Annotated in this window: 20 protein-coding genes, 1 tRNA gene and 1 pseudogene; 9 read left to right on the top strand and 13 right to left on the bottom strand. The window is 70.3% G+C overall.

Annotation, left to right across the window (positions count from 1 at the left end; translation table 11 throughout):
- Positions 1-171: 171 nt before the first annotated feature.
- Together AB0L53_RS22425 and AB0L53_RS22420 are read right to left on the bottom strand one after the other, a co-directional pair.
- Positions 172-1,137: a sugar-binding domain-containing protein gene (locus AB0L53_RS22425; protein ID WP_225291924.1), complete on the bottom strand. Its 966-nt coding sequence runs from the start codon at positions 1,135-1,137 to the stop codon at positions 172-174.
- Between the two features lie 65 nt (positions 1,138-1,202).
- A complete protein-coding gene (locus tag AB0L53_RS22420) occupies positions 1,203-2,246 on the bottom strand; it encodes a winged helix-turn-helix domain-containing protein (RefSeq protein WP_363996817.1) in 1,044 nt (347 codons plus the stop codon).
- 115 nt (positions 2,247-2,361) lie between these two features.
- Here AB0L53_RS22420 and AB0L53_RS22415 point away from each other — a divergent pair, with 115 nt between their 5' ends.
- Complete coding sequence (locus AB0L53_RS22415; protein WP_363996814.1) at positions 2,362-3,597, top strand: MFS transporter; 1,236 nt, start codon at positions 2,362-2,364, stop codon at positions 3,595-3,597.
- Here AB0L53_RS22415 and AB0L53_RS22410 read toward each other — a convergent pair.
- The gene (locus tag AB0L53_RS22410) at positions 3,563-4,531 is read right to left on the bottom strand and encodes a LacI family DNA-binding transcriptional regulator (protein WP_363997051.1); all 969 of its coding nucleotides are present in this window, start codon (positions 4,529-4,531) and stop codon (positions 3,563-3,565) included. The genes AB0L53_RS22415 and AB0L53_RS22410 overlap by 35 nt on opposite strands.
- Positions 4,532-4,612: 81 nt before the next feature.
- Between AB0L53_RS22410 and AB0L53_RS22405 the strand changes: the two genes are divergently transcribed.
- Both AB0L53_RS22405 and AB0L53_RS22400 read left to right on the top strand, forming a co-directional pair.
- The gene (locus AB0L53_RS22405; protein ID WP_363996811.1) at positions 4,613-5,794 is read left to right on the top strand and encodes an MFS transporter; all 1,182 of its coding nucleotides are present in this window, start codon (positions 4,613-4,615) and stop codon (positions 5,792-5,794) included.
- Between the two features lie 28 nt (positions 5,795-5,822).
- On the top strand, positions 5,823-6,482 hold the full coding sequence (locus AB0L53_RS22400) for a hypothetical protein (RefSeq protein WP_363996809.1): 660 nt from the start codon (positions 5,823-5,825) through the stop codon (positions 6,480-6,482).
- 15 nt (positions 6,483-6,497) lie between these two features.
- Here the strand turns inward: AB0L53_RS22400 and AB0L53_RS22395 are convergent, their stop codons facing one another.
- Both AB0L53_RS22395 and AB0L53_RS22390 read right to left on the bottom strand, forming a co-directional pair.
- Positions 6,498-7,055 carry a cysteine dioxygenase family protein gene (locus AB0L53_RS22395; RefSeq protein ID WP_358428710.1) on the bottom strand — a complete coding sequence of 186 codons (558 nt, stop codon included), beginning with the start codon at positions 7,053-7,055 and terminating at the stop codon, positions 6,498-6,500.
- Complete coding sequence (locus tag AB0L53_RS22390) at positions 7,052-7,912, bottom strand: amidohydrolase (protein WP_363996806.1); 861 nt, start codon at positions 7,910-7,912, stop codon at positions 7,052-7,054. Before AB0L53_RS22390 ends, AB0L53_RS22395 begins: the two co-directional genes overlap by 4 nt.
- Before the next feature lie 213 nt (positions 7,913-8,125).
- Between AB0L53_RS22390 and AB0L53_RS22385 the strand changes: the two genes are divergently transcribed.
- Positions 8,126-9,130 carry a LacI family DNA-binding transcriptional regulator gene (locus tag AB0L53_RS22385; protein WP_363996803.1) on the top strand — a complete coding sequence of 335 codons (1,005 nt, stop codon included), beginning with the start codon at positions 8,126-8,128 and terminating at the stop codon, positions 9,128-9,130.
- A gap of 20 nt (positions 9,131-9,150) precedes the next feature.
- Here AB0L53_RS22385 and AB0L53_RS22380 read toward each other — a convergent pair whose 3' ends face one another.
- Positions 9,151-10,557: an aromatic amino acid ammonia-lyase gene (locus AB0L53_RS22380; RefSeq protein WP_363996800.1), complete on the bottom strand. Its 1,407-nt coding sequence runs from the start codon at positions 10,555-10,557 to the stop codon at positions 9,151-9,153.
- Positions 10,558-10,562: 5 nt separating this feature from the next.
- Positions 10,563-10,940, bottom strand: coding sequence for a phage holin family protein (locus tag AB0L53_RS22375; protein WP_357950586.1), 378 nt, complete (start codon positions 10,938-10,940; stop codon positions 10,563-10,565).
- Positions 10,941-11,107: 167 nt separating this feature from the next.
- On the opposite strand from AB0L53_RS22375, the gene AB0L53_RS22370 reads away from it, so the two are divergent.
- Positions 11,108-11,383 carry a hypothetical protein gene (locus tag AB0L53_RS22370; protein ID WP_225291914.1) on the top strand — a complete coding sequence of 92 codons (276 nt, stop codon included), beginning with the start codon at positions 11,108-11,110 and terminating at the stop codon, positions 11,381-11,383.
- Positions 11,384-11,482: 99 nt separating this feature from the next.
- Here AB0L53_RS22370 and AB0L53_RS22365 read toward each other — a convergent pair whose 3' ends face one another.
- Both AB0L53_RS22365 and AB0L53_RS22360 read right to left on the bottom strand, forming a co-directional pair.
- A complete protein-coding gene (locus tag AB0L53_RS22365) occupies positions 11,483-12,262 on the bottom strand; it encodes an FAD:protein FMN transferase (protein WP_363996795.1) in 780 nt (259 codons plus the stop codon).
- Positions 12,263-12,311: 49 nt separating this feature from the next.
- Positions 12,312-13,025 (bottom strand): hypothetical protein, encoded by a 714-nt coding sequence (locus tag AB0L53_RS22360; RefSeq protein ID WP_363996792.1) that lies wholly within the window; start codon positions 13,023-13,025, stop codon positions 12,312-12,314.
- Positions 13,026-13,077: 52 nt separating this feature from the next.
- On the opposite strand from AB0L53_RS22360, the gene AB0L53_RS22355 reads away from it, so the two are divergent.
- The 3 genes from AB0L53_RS22355 to AB0L53_RS22345 all read left to right on the top strand — a co-directional run bounded on the left by AB0L53_RS22355 (position 13,078) and on the right by AB0L53_RS22345 (position 14,767).
- A complete protein-coding gene (locus tag AB0L53_RS22355) occupies positions 13,078-13,470 on the top strand; it encodes an OsmC family protein (RefSeq protein ID WP_363996789.1) in 393 nt (130 codons plus the stop codon).
- A gap of 250 nt (positions 13,471-13,720) precedes the next feature.
- Positions 13,721-14,644, top strand: a complete 924-nt coding sequence (locus AB0L53_RS22350; RefSeq protein ID WP_358539750.1) for a nucleoside hydrolase — start codon at positions 13,721-13,723, stop codon at positions 14,642-14,644.
- 46 nt (positions 14,645-14,690) lie between these two features.
- Positions 14,691-14,767: transfer RNA gene (locus AB0L53_RS22345), tRNA-Lys, on the top strand.
- Between the two features lie 131 nt (positions 14,768-14,898).
- On the opposite strand, the gene AB0L53_RS22340 is transcribed toward AB0L53_RS22345, so the two are convergent.
- The 4 genes from AB0L53_RS22340 to AB0L53_RS22325 all read right to left on the bottom strand — a co-directional run bounded on the left by AB0L53_RS22340 (position 14,899) and on the right by AB0L53_RS22325 (position 17,934).
- Positions 14,899-15,732, bottom strand: a complete 834-nt coding sequence (locus AB0L53_RS22340) for an ABC transporter permease (RefSeq protein ID WP_363996786.1) — start codon at positions 15,730-15,732, stop codon at positions 14,899-14,901.
- Entirely contained in the window at positions 15,729-16,694 is a 966-nt protein-coding gene (locus tag AB0L53_RS22335; RefSeq protein WP_363996783.1) for an ATP-binding cassette domain-containing protein, read from the bottom strand. Before AB0L53_RS22335 ends, AB0L53_RS22340 begins: the two co-directional genes overlap by 4 nt.
- A 145-nt stretch (positions 16,695-16,839) precedes the next feature.
- The gene (locus tag AB0L53_RS22330) at positions 16,840-17,598 is read right to left on the bottom strand and encodes a helix-turn-helix domain-containing protein (protein WP_363996780.1); all 759 of its coding nucleotides are present in this window, start codon (positions 17,596-17,598) and stop codon (positions 16,840-16,842) included.
- 108 nt (positions 17,599-17,706) lie between these two features.
- Entirely contained in the window at positions 17,707-17,934 is a 228-nt protein-coding gene (locus AB0L53_RS22325) for a hypothetical protein (protein WP_363996777.1), read from the bottom strand.
- Here AB0L53_RS22325 and AB0L53_RS22320 point away from each other — a divergent pair.
- Positions 17,933-18,352, top strand: a pseudogene (locus AB0L53_RS22320) (acyl carrier protein); the annotation flags it as partial. The gene AB0L53_RS22325 and the pseudogene AB0L53_RS22320 overlap by 2 nt on opposite strands.
- Between the last annotated feature and the right edge of the window lie 49 nt (positions 18,353-18,401).

Here is an 18,401-nt window from a genome sequence, read left to right as displayed (position 1 = left end):
ACGGGAGACAAGCCGCTCACAACCGGCCACGTCCTGTGGTGTGGCTCACGCTAGCGCGAGGTCTGAATAATTGTCCAGCAAAAGTGTTCAGGGCATGAGTCTGGTTTTGGGCAAGAAGTAGTCGTTTGAGGTTCGTTCCCGGTTTGTCGGGTGTTTATCAGGACGTCGTTGTCAGGAACGGCGTGCCGCGGCCAGGAGGCCCTCGGCGGTCAGGACGTCGGTGACCAGCTGGTTGAAGTAGCCGCCCTTGGCGCCCGCGATGATCGACAGCACCTTCTCGGCGCCCACCGCGACCGCGATCGACGACGGGATGCGGCGTAGTTCGTGCAGGCCGGGGGCCACCAGGCGCTCGCTGCCCGGGTAGGAGACCGGCTCGCCGGCGCGGTCGTACACACGCATGCAGACGTCGCCCACGGCCTCACGCAGGCTCTCCGCGTCGCGCGGCATGAAGGCGGGCACGACCTGCCGCATCAGCGGCGCGGAGCCGACGCCGACGATGGCGCACTTGGCGTGCGCCCACAGGTCCATGACCTTGCGCACCGACGGCTCGTGCTGGAGCGAGTAGAACAGCTCGGGCCCCGGCAGCGCGGGCGCGTACAGGTAGCTGGGCACGCCGCCGACGCGTTCGGCCAGGATGCGGGTGGTCTCGTTGGTCTGGAACCACGGCTGCGGCTCCTCCTGCCCGCCCACGGCCGGTGCGATGGTGACGCCGGGGAACTGCCCGAGCCCTTCACGTGCGCACTCGTACACCGTGCTGCCGGACGAGACCAGCACCACGTCGCCCGACTCCAGCCCGACCCCGGCCAGGGCACGGGCCAGCCCCGGCGCCAGCCAGGGGCCCAGCGCCGGGCCGCTGACCTTGGGGACCAGGTGGACGCGCCGCAGCCGCAGCGCCTCGGCCACGCTGGCGGCCAGGGGGCCGTCCTCAAGGGTGGCGGGCCGGTGCACCTTGATCTCGACGATGCCCTGCCGGCGGGCCTCGGTGAGCAGCCGGCTCACGGTCGCCCTGCTGACGCCCAGCCGCTTGGCGATGTCGGCCTGGGTGGCGTCTTCGAGGTAGTACTGGGTCGCCGCCGCGTACATGAGATCGTGCGGGAACCGGGCCTGCGCCTCTGGCGCGACATCGGCGGCCTTCATGCGCGCGCTCCCTCGGCCTGAACGGTTGTGCTGGACGGATGTGACTATACCTTCGTGCCCTCAGATCAAGGGGGTATCGAGTCTGCCGAACTATCATCGGTCCTCGCGCGCGTACCCGTGCTTTGGTTGTTTCCCGCTACGAGGGCGTCGCCGAGTGGGGTGCGGGCGTACAGGACGGCGCGGCCTGTACGGGTGCCCGCGATGAGGCCGGTGCGGCGCAGGGCGGCCAGGTGGCCGCCGGTGGTGCCGAGGCTGTGCCCGAGCAGGGCCGCGAGGTGGGTGGTGGTGGCGGGCACGGCGAGTTCGGCGAGGATGCGGGCCCGGGTGCGGCCGATCAGCACCGCCAGGCCCGCCCCCGCGCCCGTCGCGGGCGCCTCGACGGCCGTGCCGCGGGCCGGGTACGTGAGCGCGTACGGCCAGGCGTCCTCCAGGTAGGCGCCCACGGCGGGCACGAACGCCGACGGCAGGAACAGCAGCCCCTTGCCGCCGAGCCGGTGCCGCTCGTCGCTCTGGCCCATCCGGACCTCGATGTACCCGTCGCCGTGCCACCGGACCTGCTCGCTCAGGTCGTCGAGCGCGGCGGCCCAGCCGTACGCGGCGAGTCGGCCCGCCCGCTGCACGACGTCGCGTTCCAGGATCGCCTGGAAGCGCGGCCAGTCCTTGGAAAGGATCTCCGTCCACAGCGTCTCGTAGGCGTCGGCCAGCACCTGGACGACGTCGGGTCCGAGCAGCAACTCCCTGGTCCACTCCGGCACGGGCGGCCGCTGGGCCAGGACGGAAGCGATCTCGCCGTGCGCCTGCTCGACCGGAGTCGTGCGCATGGCGGCCAGTTCGGTCTCGAACGGCACGCTCATCCCGGCGGGCGGCGGCGCGATGAAGTCGACGTTGCCGGTGCCCTTGTTGCCGGTGATCGCCGCCATGGCGCGCAGGGCGGGGTGGCGGCCGGCGAGCTCCTTGTACCGCTCGTGCCACCTGTCCACCCACCGCCGGTGCGCGCCCGCCCTGGTACGACCTTCGAGCACCCACTGCGCGTGCATCGTCTCGATCAGCGGCGAGATGGCGAACCGGCTGGCCACCACGTCCTGCGGGGTGACCTCGATCCTGAACACCTTTCGTTTATATCCGAAAGAGTCGCCCTCACCGGGCGTGGTCCCGCAGCATCGTGACCGGCGGCTCCGAGACCTCCCTCCGGAGCCGCCCTTCTCACTCAACAGGGGGTGCGGGTTGACCGAGCGTGGGGCCACCTTCGGGCAGGTGTTCGCGGTACGGGAGTTCCGGGTGCTGTTCGGCAGCTTCGCGCTGCTGATCTCTGGGGACTCGATCAAGATGCTGGCGCTGTCGGTGCTGGTGTACGCGGAGACGGGATCGCCGGGGCTCTCGGCCGCCGCGTACATGGCCGGGTGGCTGCCGTACATCCTCGGCGGGATGTTCCTGCTCTCGCTGGCCGACCGGCTGCCGCCTCGGGCGGTGATGGTCGCGGGGGAGCTGGTCAGGGTGGTGGTGTGCCTGCTGCTGGCCTTCGCCGGACTGCCGGTGCCGGTGATGCTCGGGCTGGTGCTGGTGACGGGGCTGTTCGCGCCGGTGTTCGGGGCGGCGCGCAGCGCGTTGCTGCCGGACGTACTGCCTGGGGACGCGTTCGTGCTGGCGCGGTCGCTGATGGGGGTCACCTCGGCTGGGGCCCAGATCGCGGGGCTGGCCGTGGGGGGTGCCTTCCTGGCGGTGACGGGGCCGCGCGGGGCGCTGGCGGTGACGGCGGCGCTCTCGGCGGTGGCCGCCCTGGTGCTCCGGTACGGCCTGCCTCACCGCCCCGGCCGGGGCGCGGCTGCCGGTGGGGCTGTGCGAGCGACGCTGCGGGTGAATCGGTCGCTGATGGTCGATCGGCGGGTGCGGGGGCTGGCGCTGGCGAGTTGGCTGCCGATCATGTGCCTGGCCGGGGCCGAGGCGATGGTCGTGCCCTATCTGGGTGGCCAGGGGCAGGCGGGGGCGGTGCTGGCGGCGGCGGCCGGTGGGATGGCGGTCGGGGAGTTCGCTGTGGGGCGGTTCGCGGCTCCGGGGGTCAGGGAGCGGTTGTCGCTGCCGCTGGCGGTGCTGATCGCGCTGCCGTGGCTGGCCTTCCTGATGGCGCCTGGCGTGGCGTGGGCGGCGGTGCTGGCCGCCGTGTCCGCCGCCGGGGTGTCCTACCAGCTCGGGTTGCAGCGGCGCTTCGTGGACGCGGTGCCGGAGGAGGTACGCGGCCAGGCGTTCGGGCTGCTGTCGGCCGGGCTGATGACCGGGCAGGCGATCGGCGCGGCGGCGATCGGCGTCCTGGGCGAGGCGATCGGCCCGGGACCGGCGATCTTCGCGGCGGGCGTCGCGGGCGTCCTCGTCGCCCTGGCCCTGTCCGGCGCACTACGCCCGGAAGCTCGCCCCGTCTCCGCCTCGCAGGTCACGGAGGTAGTTCGCCCGAGCCGCGGGGGATGAGGCGTACCGGCAGCTCGATGTGCTCCGACGGCCCGCCGTCCCCCGCCAGGCGGCGGAACAGCAGCTCGGCGGCCACCCGGCCCATCCCAGCCGGGTCCTGGGCCACCACCGTCACCCCGGGCGTCAGCAGGTCGGCCAGCTCGAAGTCGTCGAACCCGACCAGCCCCATCCGCCGCCCGCCCAAGGCACGCAGCGCGGTGACGGTGAGCCGCCCGTTGCCGGTGAACAGGGCGGTCGGCGGCGCGTCGAGCGCCAGCATGCGCTCCAGGTCGTCCCGGACCGTCTCGGGCGTCGGGGCGTGCATCGCCACCAGCCGGGGGTCGTAGAGCGGGCCGAGGGCCGCGCGGTAACCCGCCAGCCGCTCGGCCGCCGTATAGATCGACGGATGGTCGCCGAGCATGGCGATCCGCCGGTGGCCGTGCGCCAGGAGGTGGCCGACGGCCTCCCTGGCGCCGCCCGCGTTGTCGCTGAGCACGGTGTCGACGTCCAGGCCAGGCCCGGGCGGCCGGTCCGCGAACACCGCGGGTGTCCCGGCGTCGAGCTCGGGACGCAGGTAGGAGTGGTCGTCACCGGCCGGCACCACGATCAGACCGTCGACCCGGCGGGCGCAGAACGTACGCACCAGCTCGCGCTCCCTGGCCGGCTTCTCGCCGGACGAGCCGCTCAGCAGCAGGCAGCCCTCGACGATGACCACGTCCTCGACCGCCCGGCTCAGCCCGGCGTAGAACGGGTCGGCGACGTCCTCGATGACCAGCCCGACGGTCGCGGTGCGGCCCCTGCGTAGCACGCGCGCGCTCTCGTTGCGGCTGTAGCCCAGCCGGTCGATGGCCTCGCGCACCCGTTCGGCCGTCGCCGGGTTGACGCCCGGCTCGCCGTTCACGACGCGCGAGACCGTCTTGAGCGCCACCCCGGCCGCCGTGGCGACATCCTTCATCGTCGGTCTCACCCTTGGATCCTTTCCCAAGTAAGACGGCCAGACAACGTTGTCAGAGCGTTATGCGAGAGTAGAGGTTCTATGCCCCTGAGATCCGCACTCCTCGTCGCCGGGTTCGTGCTGGCCGCGCTGAACCTGCGGCCCGCGATCGCCGGCATCTCCCCGCTCCTCGACGAGATCATGAACGACGTCGGTCTCACGCCCGCGGCGGGCGGTGGGATCACCACGGTGATGGTGGTCTGCCTGGGCGTGTTCGGGCCGATCGCGCCGCTGCTCGCGCGCCGGATCGGGCTGGACCGCACGCTGCTCGCCGGGCTGCTCGTGCTGGCCGCCGGCGTGGTGCTGCGCGGCCTCGACGGCATCCCCGCGCTGTACGTGGGCTCGGCGATCGCGGCCACCGCCATCGCCGTGATGAACGTGGCCATGCCCGGCATCACCAAGCAGTACTTCCCCGACCGGGTCAACCTGATGACCGGCGTCTACAGCTCCGCGATCGTGGGCGGCGCCGCGACCGCCTCGGCGCTGGTGATCCCCGTCGAGCACGCCACGGGCTACGGCTGGCGCGGCATGTCGGCGCTGATGGCCGTACCCGCGCTGCTGGCCGCGTTGCTCTGGCTGCCGCAGGCGCTGCGCGGGCAGGCCGGGCCGCAGGGCGGGCCGCGGCCGTTCGGGGTGGTGCTGCGCAGCCGGGTCACCTGGTACGTGACCGCCCTGATGGGCCTCCAGTCCTTCACCTTCTACGTGCTGCTGGCCTGGCTGCCGACGATCTTCCATGACGCCGGGCTGCCCGCCGACCAGGCCGGCTACCTGCTCAGCGTGACGAACCTGGTCCAGGTGGGCGCCACGCTCGGCGTGCCGATCCTGGCCGGGCGGCGGCCGTCGCAGGTGCCGTTCGTGATCGGGGCGGGGCTGCTGACCGTGGCCGGGTACCTCGGCATGTTGCTGGCCCCGGTCGCCGCGCCGTGGCTGCCGTGGCTGTGGATGGTCGTGCTCGGGGTCGGGCAGGGAGCCTCGTTCGCGCTGGCGCTGCTGCTGATCGCGCTGCGTGCGCCCGACCCGGCGTCGGTGACCGCGCTGTCGTCGGTGGCGCAGTCGGTGGGGTACGCGGTGGCCGCACTGGGGCCGGTGCTGTTCGGGCTGCTCAGGCAGGTGTCCGGCGGGTGGACGGTGCCCTTGCTGACGGGGCTCGGGGTGCTGGGGGCGCAACTCTTGGCCGGTTGGTTCGCGGGGCGCCCTGCTACGTTGGGTAAGGCTTACCGGTAAAGGCTTACCGGTAGGGGAAGGACTTCACGTGCTCACGGAGGCGCTCCAGCGGTTGGCCGACGAACGCGGCGGGGTGATCGGGGTCGAACCCGAGCTGGTCATCACGCCGGACGAGACCTGGACGGGCGCCTCGGAACTGCTGCGCCCGCCGTACACCCTGCTGGAGGAGCTGGTCGACCAGACGGCGGCGCGCTGGAGCGCCCCGCGCCACGTCGGTGCCGCGCTGTTCTGGAAGACCTACGGCTACTGGCACACGTTGCCGATGGCGCTCGGCTGGGCGCTCGACGGGCGGGTGCCGACCATGCGGCCGGCCGAGACGTACTTCAAGGTGTCCGGGGCGGGGGTGACGATCGCGGCCGGCCGTGTGAGCTGGGGTTCCGGCGTCGCGCCGATCAGGCGGGCGCTGGCCGAGTCGCAGGAGCCGCTCGTACGCGTGCTCAGCCGGATGGCCAGAGTGGGTGAGCGGACGCTCTGGGGTTCGACCGCGGAGGCGTTCGCCCACCCGTTGACGCAGTTCGTGGCGGGTGACTACATGGCGCTGCTCGCCGAGATCGGCAAGCCGGTCGACGGGCTGATCGAGCCCGCCGACGACGGCTACTTCCGCAGGACCTGCTGCCTGTGGATCGCGCTGCCTGACGTGGAGCCCTGCGCGAGCTGCTGCGTGCTCAGGCCCCCACGCCGTTCCTAGCCATTAGGACCTCTCCTAAGCCACCACCGCGTCGTCCATCGGACGAAGCTCGTCGGCGTAGCTGACCGAGACGCGGCGCATGACGCCGGTGTCGTCGATGGAGTACTGGCCGAGCCGCCACAGCGGCGGCGAATAGGCGTGGATCGAGACGCTGTTGTCCACGGCGCCGTTGAGCCGGTGGATGTGGTCCGGGCCGAACGAGAACGACTGGCCCTCCGACACCACGGTCTCCAGGTGCTCGCCGCCGATGCGCGGGTTGCACTCCAGCAGCGCTCCCTGGACCACGTGGACCGCGCCCGAGGAGATGTCGTGGTCGTGCCAGCCCGTGTCGTCCTCGGGCCGCCAGCACAGGAGCCAGACGTCGACGTAGGCGTCACGGTAGAGCGAGGCGTAGTGCCGGCCGCCGTCGGCGGGGAACTCCACCTGCTCGCGCCACTCGGCCGGGTTGGCTGCCAGCTCGTTCACCAGCTTGCGCAGCTCGCGCCGGTCCAGTGTGCGCTCCGGGAGCTGAGCACAGGCACCCCCGTCCTGGGTTTGATTCATGCCGGGGTGCTCGAGGATTTGCTCGCTCACGTACGGGTCTCCTTTCGGCCGAGTAGACGACGGGGATTGGTGACCCGGATGGCGTGGGCGGCTGCCTCGCCGAGTCCCGGGTCGGGTGCGGTGGCGTAGGGGGCGTCGGAGCCGTTGACCACGACGTCGACGCCGAGCTCGCGGACGATCGCGTCGATCGCGCGCGGGCCGTACGAGGAGGTCTCCACGAAGCAGCCGGGGTCCACCAGGCCGCGGCCCGTGCCGCCCCTCGCGATCAGTCGCTCCGAGTGGAGCGGGGCCAGCCCGGCCAGCAGCGCGAAGCACACGCGCAGCCTGGGGTGGCGCGGCCGGACGACCGCGTGGAAGTAGTGCCAGGACGCGTGCATCTGCTGGACGTACGGCACGAGCGCGGGCCACCAGGACGGTGTGCCGGGCGTGGCCGCGGCCGGGCCCGGATGGACGAACAGCGGCAGGTCCCGCTCCGTGAGCACGTCCAGCAGTCGGTCGTCGGGCAGGGCCGTCGCCGGGATCTGCAGCCCGGCGAACCCGCGGTCGAGGTCCTTGGCCAGACGCTCGGGGTCGGGCTCGCTGTGGCAGGTCGAGGCCCACGCGCCGAACGGCTCGGGCAGCCCGAGCGCGCCCTCGTGATAGGCGTCAAGCAGCGGCCAGGCCTCCTCCGGAGGCAGGAACTCGATGCCGAGCGGGCTGGACAGCGAGACCAGGGCCAGCTCCAGGCCGGTGACGTCCCGGTCGGCGTGGTCGGTGGGGTCGACCTCGTAGGGCGGCTCGCCGTCGAGGATCAGCGTCCAGCCGTCGAGGTAGGGGGGTGCGGTCCGATCGCGGAGCGCTTCGACGAATGTTCCGGTCCACAAATGCTGATGGATGTCGATGATCACGACCACACCTCCCTCTATTTCCTACTAGTATTGCAGGTAAACCTATCACGCTGGAATTTCGTGGCTGTGAACCGTTTCAGTGATACGGTTCAGTGAACCGCTTCACTGGACAAATGTCAACGGTTGGCCGCTTGCCCCCCGATAGGGACGAACCCCGTCGGCGGTCTCTTTGGCATGCGAGCTTCTGTCGGTGCCACGCAATAGGCTGACTAGATGCCACGGAAGAGAGCGACGATCCGGGAAGTGGCCCAGGCGACCGGTCTGTCGCCGGCCGCTGTCTCCTACGCGCTGCGTGGCATGCAGGTCTCCGAGGAGACCATGGAGCGGGTCCGCGCCGCCGCCGCCGAGCTCGGCTACGAGGCCGACCCCATCGCCAGGGCCCTGGCCAGCGGGCGCACCAACATGATCGGGCTGCTCTGCGGCTCGCTCGAAGACCTCTGGCAGCAGTCGCTGGCCGTCGGCATCAGCAGGGGCCTGCGGGAGAAGGACCGCTACGCGCTGATCCTCGACGCGGTCGGCGACCCGGCCCGCGAGCGGGCGCTGGCCCAGCAGCTGCGCGACCAGCGGGTCGACGGCATGATCGTGCAGCCCGTCGATCCGGCGGCGCCGTTCTGGTCGGAGCTGTGCGAGTCGCTGCCGGTGGTGGCGATCGGCGACTCACTGGCGGGCACGGCCGGCGAAGTGGTCTTCGACAACCGCCGCGGCGTCACTCTCGCGCTGGAGCACCTCCACGCGATGGGCCACCGGCGGATCGCCCTCCTGACGCCGACTTTGACCAGCACCCCCGACCGTCCGGCCGACGTGCTCGTCACCGCCGAAGCCGACCGCCTCGGCCTCGACATCGTGGTGGCCACCGCGCCCCACGGCCTGGCGGCGGCCACCGACGCGGCCCACCGCATCCTCGACGCGCATCGGCCTAGCGCGGTGTTCTGCTTCGCCGACTCGATCGCCTATGGCGTCTACGCGGCGGCGGCGGAGCTGGGATTGGCGATCCCGGGCGACGTCTCGGTCATGGGCTACGACAACCACCCGATGTCCGGCCTGCTCACGCCGGGGCTCACGACGGTCGACTGGGACATCGACGGCATCGTGCGGGCTGCGGTACGCCTGATGTCGGCGGCGGCCGACGGGGGGACACGGCGCCGCCGGGTGGTGCAGCAGCCGACGCTCCGCGAGCGCGGCTCGGTGGGGCAGCTGCCGGTTGTGGGCGGGCCGTAACGGCGGGATGTCTGTGCCGGTCAGCGGCCGTCTTCCTGGAGGTCCTCAGCCCCGTGCGGTGGGTGGCGGGTGCCCACCGCTTGCCGTACAAGATCGAAAGGTTGTGAGATCAGCGCCCGTGCGGCGTCGAGGTCATCCGAGAGGGGACGGTCGGGGACATCGGGGCCTCTTGTGGCGGCGACGCGCTCGCAGGCGAGCACGATCTCCAGCGGCTCCACGCAGCGCAGGGCATAGCGTGCGGCCTGCGTCGCGAACCCCGCGTGATCCTCTGTCCCCCGGGAGATGACGGCGGTGGCGGCCGTGACCGGGTTCGCGAGGTGGCGCAGCTCGGCCAGCGCGTCCTGAGCCACGTACTCCAGAATCAATGCCCCCGACCCGCCTGGCCGCGCCGCCAGGAACGGCAGTCGCCCCGTGTAGGCAGGCTCCATGAGCGTCGCCAGCCTGGCCACGCTGAGCTGGGCCGTCGGCACCAGCGCCGCGCGCAGCGCGTCGAGGGCCAGCGCGACCGGCGCCGAGTGGAAGTTTCCGTTGTGCCAGGCCAGCGAGTCGGCGATGAGCGGGTTCTCGGTGGCGGCGTTGAGGTCGGTCTCGACGACGCTCTCGGCGCGGCCGAGCGCGTCCAGCGCGGCGCCGTGCACCTGGGCGAACGCGCGGTAGCCGTACGGGTCCTGGATGCGGGTGGCGAACTCCCGCGAGAGCAGCCCGCGCAGGCGGGCGGCCGTGGCGGCCTGGCCGGGGTGCGGTCGGGCCTCCTGTACGGCGGCGGCCAGCGGCTCGGCCGAGGCCGCCACGGCGACGAAGCTGAAGGCCGCCACATCGACGGTGGCGTCGAGCAGGACGCGCAGCCGGTGCACGGCGATGGCGGCGTCGGCCAGGGTCGCTGCGCCGGAGCTGATGAACGGCAACGCGTCACTGGACGCCAGCGGATATCGGGGCCCGGCCACCGGAACCGTCGCTCTCCGCTGTGACATTGGTCCCTGCCAGGACATTTCTCCCAGGAGGCACAGCGCGGTGGTGGCGAGGGCGGTCAGGTCGCCGGTGCCGATGGCGCCGTACGTGCGGATCGGGGGTGTGAAGCCGTCGTTGATCGCCTCCGCCAGCACCGGCAGCACGCCGGGATCGACGCCCGAGCCGCCCGCCAGCAGCTGATTGAGCCGCACCACCAGCATCGCCCTGGCCCGTTCGGGCGCCACGAGCGGCCCCGCCCCGCCCGCGTGGCTGCGCAGCAGGTCGAGCCCGCCCTCCTCGACGGCCACGTCCTTGTTGGCCCCGACCCCGGTGCTTTGCCCATAGACGGGGCCGGTCAGCTCCTGGGCGGCCCGCCACGCGGCCCGGGCCCGATCCAGTGAGGAGATCGTGACCCAGGCCCCGCCGAACGCCGCCGCATGGACCTGCGCGCAGGTCAGACCGGCACCGTCGAGCTCCACCGGGCTCAATCGTTGTCGGGGATGAACAGACCGAGCAGCCAGCTGACGACGCTGATGATGATCGCGCCCCAGAAGGCGGCCGGATAGAAGTTGGCGACATGGAAGGGGATGTCGAGCTGGCCGGAGATCCAGCTCGTCAGCAGGAGCATCGCCGCGTTGATCACGAGGAGGAACAACCCCAGCGTCAGCACGATCAGTGCACAGCCCAGCGTTTTGATGATCGGCTTCACGATGGCGTTGATGAGGCCGAAGATCAGGGCGACGATGAGTAGGGTGCCCCAGTATTTGGGGGTGTTCGACCCGGCGATCTGAATGCCAGGGACGAACTGGATGGCGACCCAGAGGGCGACCGCGGCCGCCAGGGTTCTGATGATGAATCTCACGCTGGTTGATCCTCCCATTACCGATCGGTGCTCCGATAGAGGCACTCCGTGATGAGCGGATATGTGCCACCCGGCCACCCACTGTGCTAGTCGTTGTCGAGAGGCGTTACCGAGAGGCGTTACCGAAGGGCAACTCTGGGAAGAGGCAGTCGGGGGAAGGGAGCGAGATGGACTCGGATGGATTCGAATCGCTGTCGGCCAGCGAGCTGCACGATCGCGCGGTCAGCTACGCCGTACGCCACGGCGATCTGGGCTTTCTGTGGAACCTGTTGCGGGTGATCCCGGCGGCAGAGGCCGCCAGCGGTCACGACACCGAGACCGCCAACGACCTCAGCCGGGTGTCCGCGCTGCTCAGCGATGCCCTGGCGGCCGGCGAAGGCGAGCTCGGCGAGGCTCTGCGGCCGGTCTACATCGAATATCTGAGCAAGCATCCCGAGGCCTAGCGCTTCCACCCCACAGCTGTTCTGTTTCGCGCCGATCGAAAGCCCGCGCGACCCGCAAAGCCGCGCGACCCGCAAAGCCGCGCGACCCGCAAGGCCGCCTCAGCCCGCCAGCAGGGCTTCCGGGCTGCTGTAGGCGGCGAAGCCGGACGTGGTGATGACCTCCTGGCCGTCACGGCCGATGATCATGGTCTGGTACGGCCCGGCCGCCGCGAGCTCCATGGCGAAGCGTCTGCCCAGCACCGGCCCCATGGCGTACATCGCCGTCGCATAGGCGTCGGCGGCGCCCAGGTCGGGGCCGAGCACGGTGACCGACCCGAGGGTGTCCTGCTTGATTCCGGTGCGCGGATCGACGACCTTCGCGCCGCCCGTGGTGGCGATGCCCAGGTCGTGGGTGAACACGACGGTGCGCACTCGATCGGTACGCGGATCACGAACGCCGATCTGCCAGCGCTTGCCGGGGGCGGCCGAGCCGCGCACCCTGATGTCCCCACCGGCGTTGATGCGGTGATCGACGGCGCCGGCGTTGGTCAGCGCGCGGGAGAGCCGTTCGAGCGCCCAGCCCTTGATGTAGCCGGAGGCGTCTATGACGCCGTTGATGCGGGACTCGAACCACCCGCCGGTCGCCTCGCTGAGCTCGTCGCAGCGATGCAGCACCTCGATGAGCTCCGGGACCTGCCGGATGGTCCCACCGCGGTTCAGTGCGCTGATCTGGCTGTCCTCCCTGGCGGGGTTGAACGTCTCGTCCACCCAGCGCAGCCAGGCGAAGGCGTCGTCGAGTACGGGGGCCAGCTCGCGCCGTGGCAGGGCAGTACGGATGTCCACGCTGACCGGTATGCCCATGACCATTTCGACACGGGCGCTTCCGGGGAAAGTCGTCACCTTGCCTCCTTGTTCGCAGCAACCGTCCCACGGCGCGCGTAATGCCTGGTTAAACCCTAGGCTTGGGTTTGAAACGAGTTGTCCTGACCTGCGCTTTTGGTACGGATAGCCGGGTCAGGGCGCCCCGGACGTACCTCTGGAAGTGCCGGGGTCCGGCGACGATCACGGTGCGTTCGGCGATGTCAGGCACCTGGCGGCGCAGTCCCGAGGCGCTGAGCCGCTCCTTGGCCCGGGGGTCGTGCTCCTCGCCCTCGACGAGCACCAGGCCGTGTTCGGCCTCCAGTTCGCGCAGTTCGTCGGTCACCCGGTCGGTCCGGTAGACGGTCACGGTGTCGCCCGTGCGGGTGGCGAGCAGGTCGCGCAGCCCGGCGGGTTCGAGATCGGCGACGATGAGCAGGGAGCCCCGTGTGGTGGCCCGTACGCCGTGGTGCCAGACGGCCATCACGGCCGCGATGCCGTACAGGAGGAGCGAGCCGGTGCGGCTGGCGCTGGTCACATAGGCGGTGGAGCTGAGCTGGTGCGCCACCAGCAGCGTGCCCGCCGCGTACCCGGCCAGGCGCAGGCGCCGTCTGACCTGCTCCGAACGGAGGAGTTCCGGCGCCCTGGCGGACAGCAGCCCGAGCGTCACCAGCAGTCCGGCGACGGCCCACGCGGAGGGACGCCACGGGTAACCGAACCCCGGTTGGATCGTCCCGAACTCCGCGACCGCCACACCGCACCAGAACACGATGAGAGGCTGATTCGCCTTTGCCTCGCTAGCCATGGGATAGACGATGCTCGCCGAACATGAGAGGCGTCTGAGTAGTGTCTGAAACATGGCTAACGTACGTGTTGAGCGGACCGAAGACGGCGGGTTCCGGGCGACGAACGCCCGTGGCGCGGAGGTACAGATCGGGGCCGGCGACGAGGAGGGCGCGTTCACGCCCGTCGAGCTGCTGCTCGCGGCGGTGGGCGGGTGCAACATCGTGACCGTGGAGCCCCTGACCGCCAAGCGCGGGCAAAGGCTGATCCGTCTGTCGATGACGGTCGAATCGGAGAAGGTCGAGCCGAACCTGCTGGGTCCCGTCACGGTGACCTATGACGTCGAAGTCCCCTCCGAGCAGGCGGAAGAGGTCTTCCGGGCGGTGGCGGATCGGGTGCACGCGAAGTACTGCACGGTCAGTCGCTCCCTCCAGGAAGGTACGGAGGTCCGTTTGGTAATCCCGTAACCGGATTAGGCGGACATTCGACCCCCCTATGGCACGTTCGTTGCATTCGTCTCGGTAGTGTCGAGGCAGGTCAAGAGTCCTGCGACTGACTTGCAGACTTTTACCGAAGAGCGGACGCGGAGGGGGACCGTCGTTCGCAGTGCGGGACCGCCGGCGTTTTTGGGGGAAAGCGCTGGCCTGGACCGCCCTCGGTCGGGGCCGGACAGTTGGGGGACTGTCCGGCCCCGATTCATGCGTATTGTTCGGTTCTGTGACAAAGGTCCTCATTGACTGCGATCCCGGCATCGACGACGCGCTGGCCCTGGCGCTGGTGGCGGGCACCCCGGCCCTCGAACTCGTGGGCATCACCACGGTAGGCGGCAACGTCGACCTCGCGTTGACCACGGCCAACGCGCTGGCACTCAGGGAATTTCTCGACCTCGGCGACGTTCCGGTCGTTCCGGGCAGCGCGGGCGCGCTGGTGTGCCCCACGGTCCGCGCCGCCGACATCCATGGCCTGTCCGGCCTCGGCGACGCCGTCCTCCCACCGGCGACCCGCCCCGTTTCCGACGGCCACGCCGTGGACTTCATCGTGGAGAGCCTGCGGGCCGCTCCGGGCGAGATCACGCTGGTCGCCATCGGCCCGCTGACCAACATCGCGCTGGCCGTACGCCGGGAGCCACGCGTCGTGGAGTGGGCCCGCGACTTCGTGATCATGGGTGGCTCCTACACCCGCGGCAACACGACTCCCGCGGCGGAGTTCAACATGAAGGCCGACCCGGAGGCGGCCGCCATCGTCTTCGACGCCGGTTGGACGGTGAAGATGCTCGGCCTCGACGTGACCCTCACGGCCGCGGTGACCACCGAGGTCCTGGACCGGATGCGCCCGCTCGGCCGGCTGTCCGACCTGCTGGTCCCGGCCGCCCAGTCCTACGGCGAGGTCACGGCCGACTCCGGACCGGGCATCCATGACGCGTGCGCCGTGGCGTACGTGCTCGACCCCGCGCTTTTCACCTGCGTACCGGCGCGGGTGGACGTGGAGACGATCGGCCGGCACACCTCGGGAATGACGGTCACCGACTTCAAACTTCGTGACGCGCGGCCCAACGCGCTGGTGGCCACATCGCTGGACGTGAAGCGGTTCTGGGAGACGGTGCTGGAGGCCTACGAGGGGCTGGGCGAGCGGCTCGGATGATGTGCTGGGTGGTGCGCGGTGGCTGCTACAGTTACTTCTGTTGCGGGCGCCGCTAGCTCAGTTGGTTAGAGCAGCTGACTCTTAATCAGCGGGTCCGGGGTTCGAGTCCCTGGCGGCGCACCAGCGAAGGTCTTCTGGCCAGGTAAAACCGCCTAGTTCGCTAGGCGGTTTTACTGTTTTCTGGGCCGGGATCGACGTCTTCAGGCGGTGACACTCCACGCCCATGACCCCGCCGTCGCTGGAAAAGACCGGCTCTACCGGGTGGTTCGCTGGAATCTCCATGTCGCCAGTGGGATGAAGACGACGAGGATGGCGATGGACCAGGCCAGGGTGGCGGTGAGGGGGTGCTGCAGCGGCCATGATCCCTCTGCGGGGGTGATGGTGGGGTTTCCGAAGAGTTGGCGGCTGGCGGCGACGAGGGCGCTGATGGGATTCCAGTCGGCGATGAAGCGTAGCCAGGTGGGCATGCCGTCGGTGGGGACGAAGCTGTTGGACAGCGCCGAGATCGGGAAAAGGATGGGGATGAGCGCGTTCGCGGTCTCGGGGCTGATGGAGAGGCCGACGGTGACGCCGATCCAGCTGACCGCGAAGCGGACGAGAAGGATGAGGCCGAATCCGGCCAGTGTGGCGGCCAGGCCGTTGTGGGCTCGCCAGCCGACCAGGAGTCCCACGCCGGCCATCATGGCGGTGGTGATGATGCCGGTGGCCAGGTCGGCGAGGGTGCGGCCGAAGGGGATGGCCGATCGTGCCATGGGCATGGAGCGGAATCGGTCCATGACGCCTTCGGCGATGTCCTTGGAGATGAGCAGGGCGCTGGCGATGACTCCGGTGATGGCGGTCATGGCGAACAGCCCCGGCATGAGATATTCGCGATAGCTGCCGCCGCCCGGCACGTTGATGGCGCTTCCGAAGACGTAGCCGAACAGAAGCACCATGATGACCGGGACGATCATCGCGCCGACCAGTTCGCCGGGGTGATGGCGGAGTTGGCTGAATTCCCGGCCGGCCACTGCCCATCCGTCGCGGATGGCCCAGCCCAGCCGGGAGAGCGGGCCCGCGACCGCGGGCGCTGCGGATGTGGACGTCACGGTGTCTCCTGCTCTTCGGTGGTGGTGTGGCCGGTCAGACGGAGGAAGACGTCGTCGAGTGTCGGTCTGCGCAGGGTGATGTCCTCGACGGTGATGTCCGCCGCGTCCAGCGCGCGGACGGCGGTCAGCAGGTCGTCTCTGGCGCCTTCGGTCAGCGCGCTGACCCGGCGGGCACCAGGGGTGATGTGGGGTTCGGTGGTGAACGCCCGGGCGAGTGCCGCGGCGGCGACCGGCAGGGTGGCCGGGTCTTCGACCACGACCTCGACGCGTGCGCCGCCGATGCCGGCTTTGAGATCGGTGGGGGTGCCGTCGGCGATCAGCCGGCCGCGGTCGATGACCGCGATCCGGTCGGCGAGCTGGTCGGCCTCGTCGAGATATTGCGTCGTCAGGAGCACCGTGGTTCCGTCGCGGACCAGGCCGCGGACCAGGTCCCAGACCTGGTTGCGGCTGCGTGGGTCCAGCCCGGTGGTCGGCTCGTCGAGAAACAGCACGGCCGGCTCGATCATGAGGCTGGCCGCTACGTCCAGGCGGCGCCGCATGCCGCCGGAGTAGGTCCGCACCACCCGTCCGGCGGCCTCTAACAGGTCGAACCGCGCCAGCAGTTCTTCGGCACGCTGCCGGACCAGTTGTCCTGGCAGATGGTAGAGGCGGCCGAACAGGCGTAGGTTCTCTCGTCCCGTCAGCTTCTCGTCCACGGCGGCGAACTGGCCGGTCAACCCGATCTGGTAGCGCACCGCGGTCGCCTGGCGGACGACATCGTGTCCGGCCACCCGGGCGGTGCCGGCGTCCGGCCGCAGAAGGGTCGACAAGATCCGGATCATCGTCGTCTTGCCCGCGCCGTTGGGGCCGAGCAGGCCGTAGACGGTGCCGGTCGGAACGGACAGATCAACGTCTTGCAGGGCGGTCGTCGAGCCGAAGCGTTTCACGATGCCGCGCGCTTCGACAACGGGCTGCGTTGTCATACCTGCTCCCAGAGAGTTGCGAGTGGCGCACCTTGGGGGCTTCCCCGGCGGCGGAGCACTCGGAGGAAGCTGGTCGATCACGTCGGGTTGATGCCGTCTGTCGCAGCAATTGGATCGGTGCCAATAATGGTATCGATCTAATTATCTACTCGGACGGCTTCTCCGGTCCGCCGAGGCCGGTGTCCAGGATGTCCAGTGCGCGGCCGGCCGTTTCGGTGAGGGCGGCGGCGATCTGCTCCGCCGGTTGGCCTCCGGCCCGTAGCCGCATCGCCTCTTCGACCATGGCGGTGACCGTGGTCAGGATGAAGGCGGCGAGTGCGCGCGCCGCGACGGGTCCCAGTCGCGCGGGGACCCGGTCGGACAGGATCGCCGCCAGGTCCTCCTGGTAACGGCTGCCGCGTCGCCGCAGCGCGTCCTGTATCGAGGGGCTCTTCATGATGATCGCCCCCACGCGGGCGAGGCGCGGGTCGCCCCCGGCTCGCCCGCCGCCGCCTTGCGGGTCGACTGCGGCCCGTCCGCCGCCTTGGGGGCCGGCCGCGGCCCGTTCACCGCCGCCTTGGGGGGCTTTCGGCGCCTCCGGCAGTTTCGCGAACATGCGCGGCAGTTCCTCCTTGAGGAACTCCGGTAGCGGGGTGCTCAGGGGAAGCTGGTCGATCAGGTCGATCACGTCGGCCTCCACCGGGCGGTGCCAGGCCAGGAGGAGGTCCTCCTTGGCCGGGAAGTGGTTGACGACGGTCTGTTTCGCGACGTCCGCGGCCTCGGCGATCTCGGCGATGGTCACCGCGTCGTAGCCGCGCTCGCTGAACAGGGTCAGGGCCGTGTCGGCGATCCGTTCCCTGGTCTGGATCCGCCGCCGTTCGTGTCGGGTCTTCACGGTCTCTTCGTGAGGCTGGTCTGTACTCATAGAAGTACCGTACCATGCTTGTTCTCATACCAATATTGGGATCAGTCTTATTTCTCCGGGGCGATGGCTACTCGATCGCGTTCCGATGGCGGCCTGGTGGGGTTGCCCTCAGTACTCGCGGATCCATCCGACCGACGATGAGGACAAAGCATGGGCAGCAAGGTTCAGATCGGCCTGGCGGTGGGCCGGGGCACGGGTGCCGAACTGGCGAGCGCGTTCGAGCAGGTCGTGACGCGCACGTTCCAGTTCAGCAGGCACACCACCGAGAAGGTCGTCTCGTTCGCGCTGGAGCGGGCCCGGCTGCACTGGGGGCCGGCCGATCGACCGCGTGATCATGGCGTACAAGTTCCATCTGCTCGATGGCGCGCTGAGCGGCTGGGTGAGCGAACTCTCCCGGCGCTACGACATCGAGATCGAACTGTGCCAGCTGGACACCGCCAACCGCGACCTCATCGCCGGCGGCCTGTCCGTCCGGGTGCTCGTCATCGGAGGCAACGAATGGGCCGTCAGCGGGTACGGCGCGGCGTTCGACGCCCGCCCGGGCGCCACGGGCTCGGGCCTGCGCCGCGCCGCCGGCTGTCCTCCGGATCCTGTGCGAGGACGGCGGGGGAGGACGGCGGGGGAGGACGGCGGTGTGGACCTCGCCGCTGACGACCCGGGAACCACACTGGGTGATCTCGGCTTCGACTCGCTGGTGTTGATCGCGGCGACGACCAAGGTCGAGCTCGAGCTCGGCGTGACCATCCCGGAGGACCGGCTGGCCACGTGGCGACCGTCGCGGACTTCCGCGACATGGTCAACGA

Source organism: Nonomuraea sp. NPDC052129, assembly GCF_040680095.1.
Taxonomy (GTDB): domain Bacteria; phylum Actinomycetota; class Actinomycetes; order Streptosporangiales; family Streptosporangiaceae; genus Nonomuraea.
This window is presented reverse-complemented; position numbering and strand designations above follow the sequence as displayed.

What these genes read in the sequence shown, in the direction of transcription:
- AB0L53_RS22385 (WP_363996803.1), top strand. Translation starts at nt 8,126, where the DNA reads ATGCCACGGAAGAGAGCGACGATCCGGGAAGTGGCCCAGGCGACCGGT.
- AB0L53_RS22370 (WP_225291914.1), top strand. Translation starts at nt 11,108, where the DNA reads ATGGACTCGGATGGATTCGAATCGCTGTCGGCCAGCGAGCTGCACGAT.
- AB0L53_RS22425 (WP_225291924.1), bottom strand. Translation starts at nt 1,137, where the DNA reads ATGAAGGCCGCCGATGTCGCGCCAGAGGCGCAGGCCCGGTTCCCGCAC.
- AB0L53_RS22330 (WP_363996780.1), bottom strand. Translation starts at nt 17,598, where the DNA reads ATGAGTACAGACCAGCCTCACGAAGAGACCGTGAAGACCCGACACGAA.
- AB0L53_RS22325 (WP_363996777.1), bottom strand. Translation starts at nt 17,934, where the DNA reads ATGATCACGCGGTCGATCGGCCGGCCCCCAGTGCAGCCGGGCCCGCTC.
- AB0L53_RS22355 (WP_363996789.1), top strand. Translation starts at nt 13,078, where the DNA reads ATGGCTAACGTACGTGTTGAGCGGACCGAAGACGGCGGGTTCCGGGCG.
- AB0L53_RS22335 (WP_363996783.1), bottom strand. Translation starts at nt 16,694, where the DNA reads ATGACAACGCAGCCCGTTGTCGAAGCGCGCGGCATCGTGAAACGCTTC.
- AB0L53_RS22360 (WP_363996792.1), bottom strand. Translation starts at nt 13,025, where the DNA reads ATGGCTAGCGAGGCAAAGGCGAATCAGCCTCTCATCGTGTTCTGGTGC.
- AB0L53_RS22405 (WP_363996811.1), top strand. Translation starts at nt 4,613, where the DNA reads ATGCCCCTGAGATCCGCACTCCTCGTCGCCGGGTTCGTGCTGGCCGCG.
- AB0L53_RS22410 (WP_363997051.1), bottom strand. Translation starts at nt 4,531, where the DNA reads ATGAAGGATGTCGCCACGGCGGCCGGGGTGGCGCTCAAGACGGTCTCG.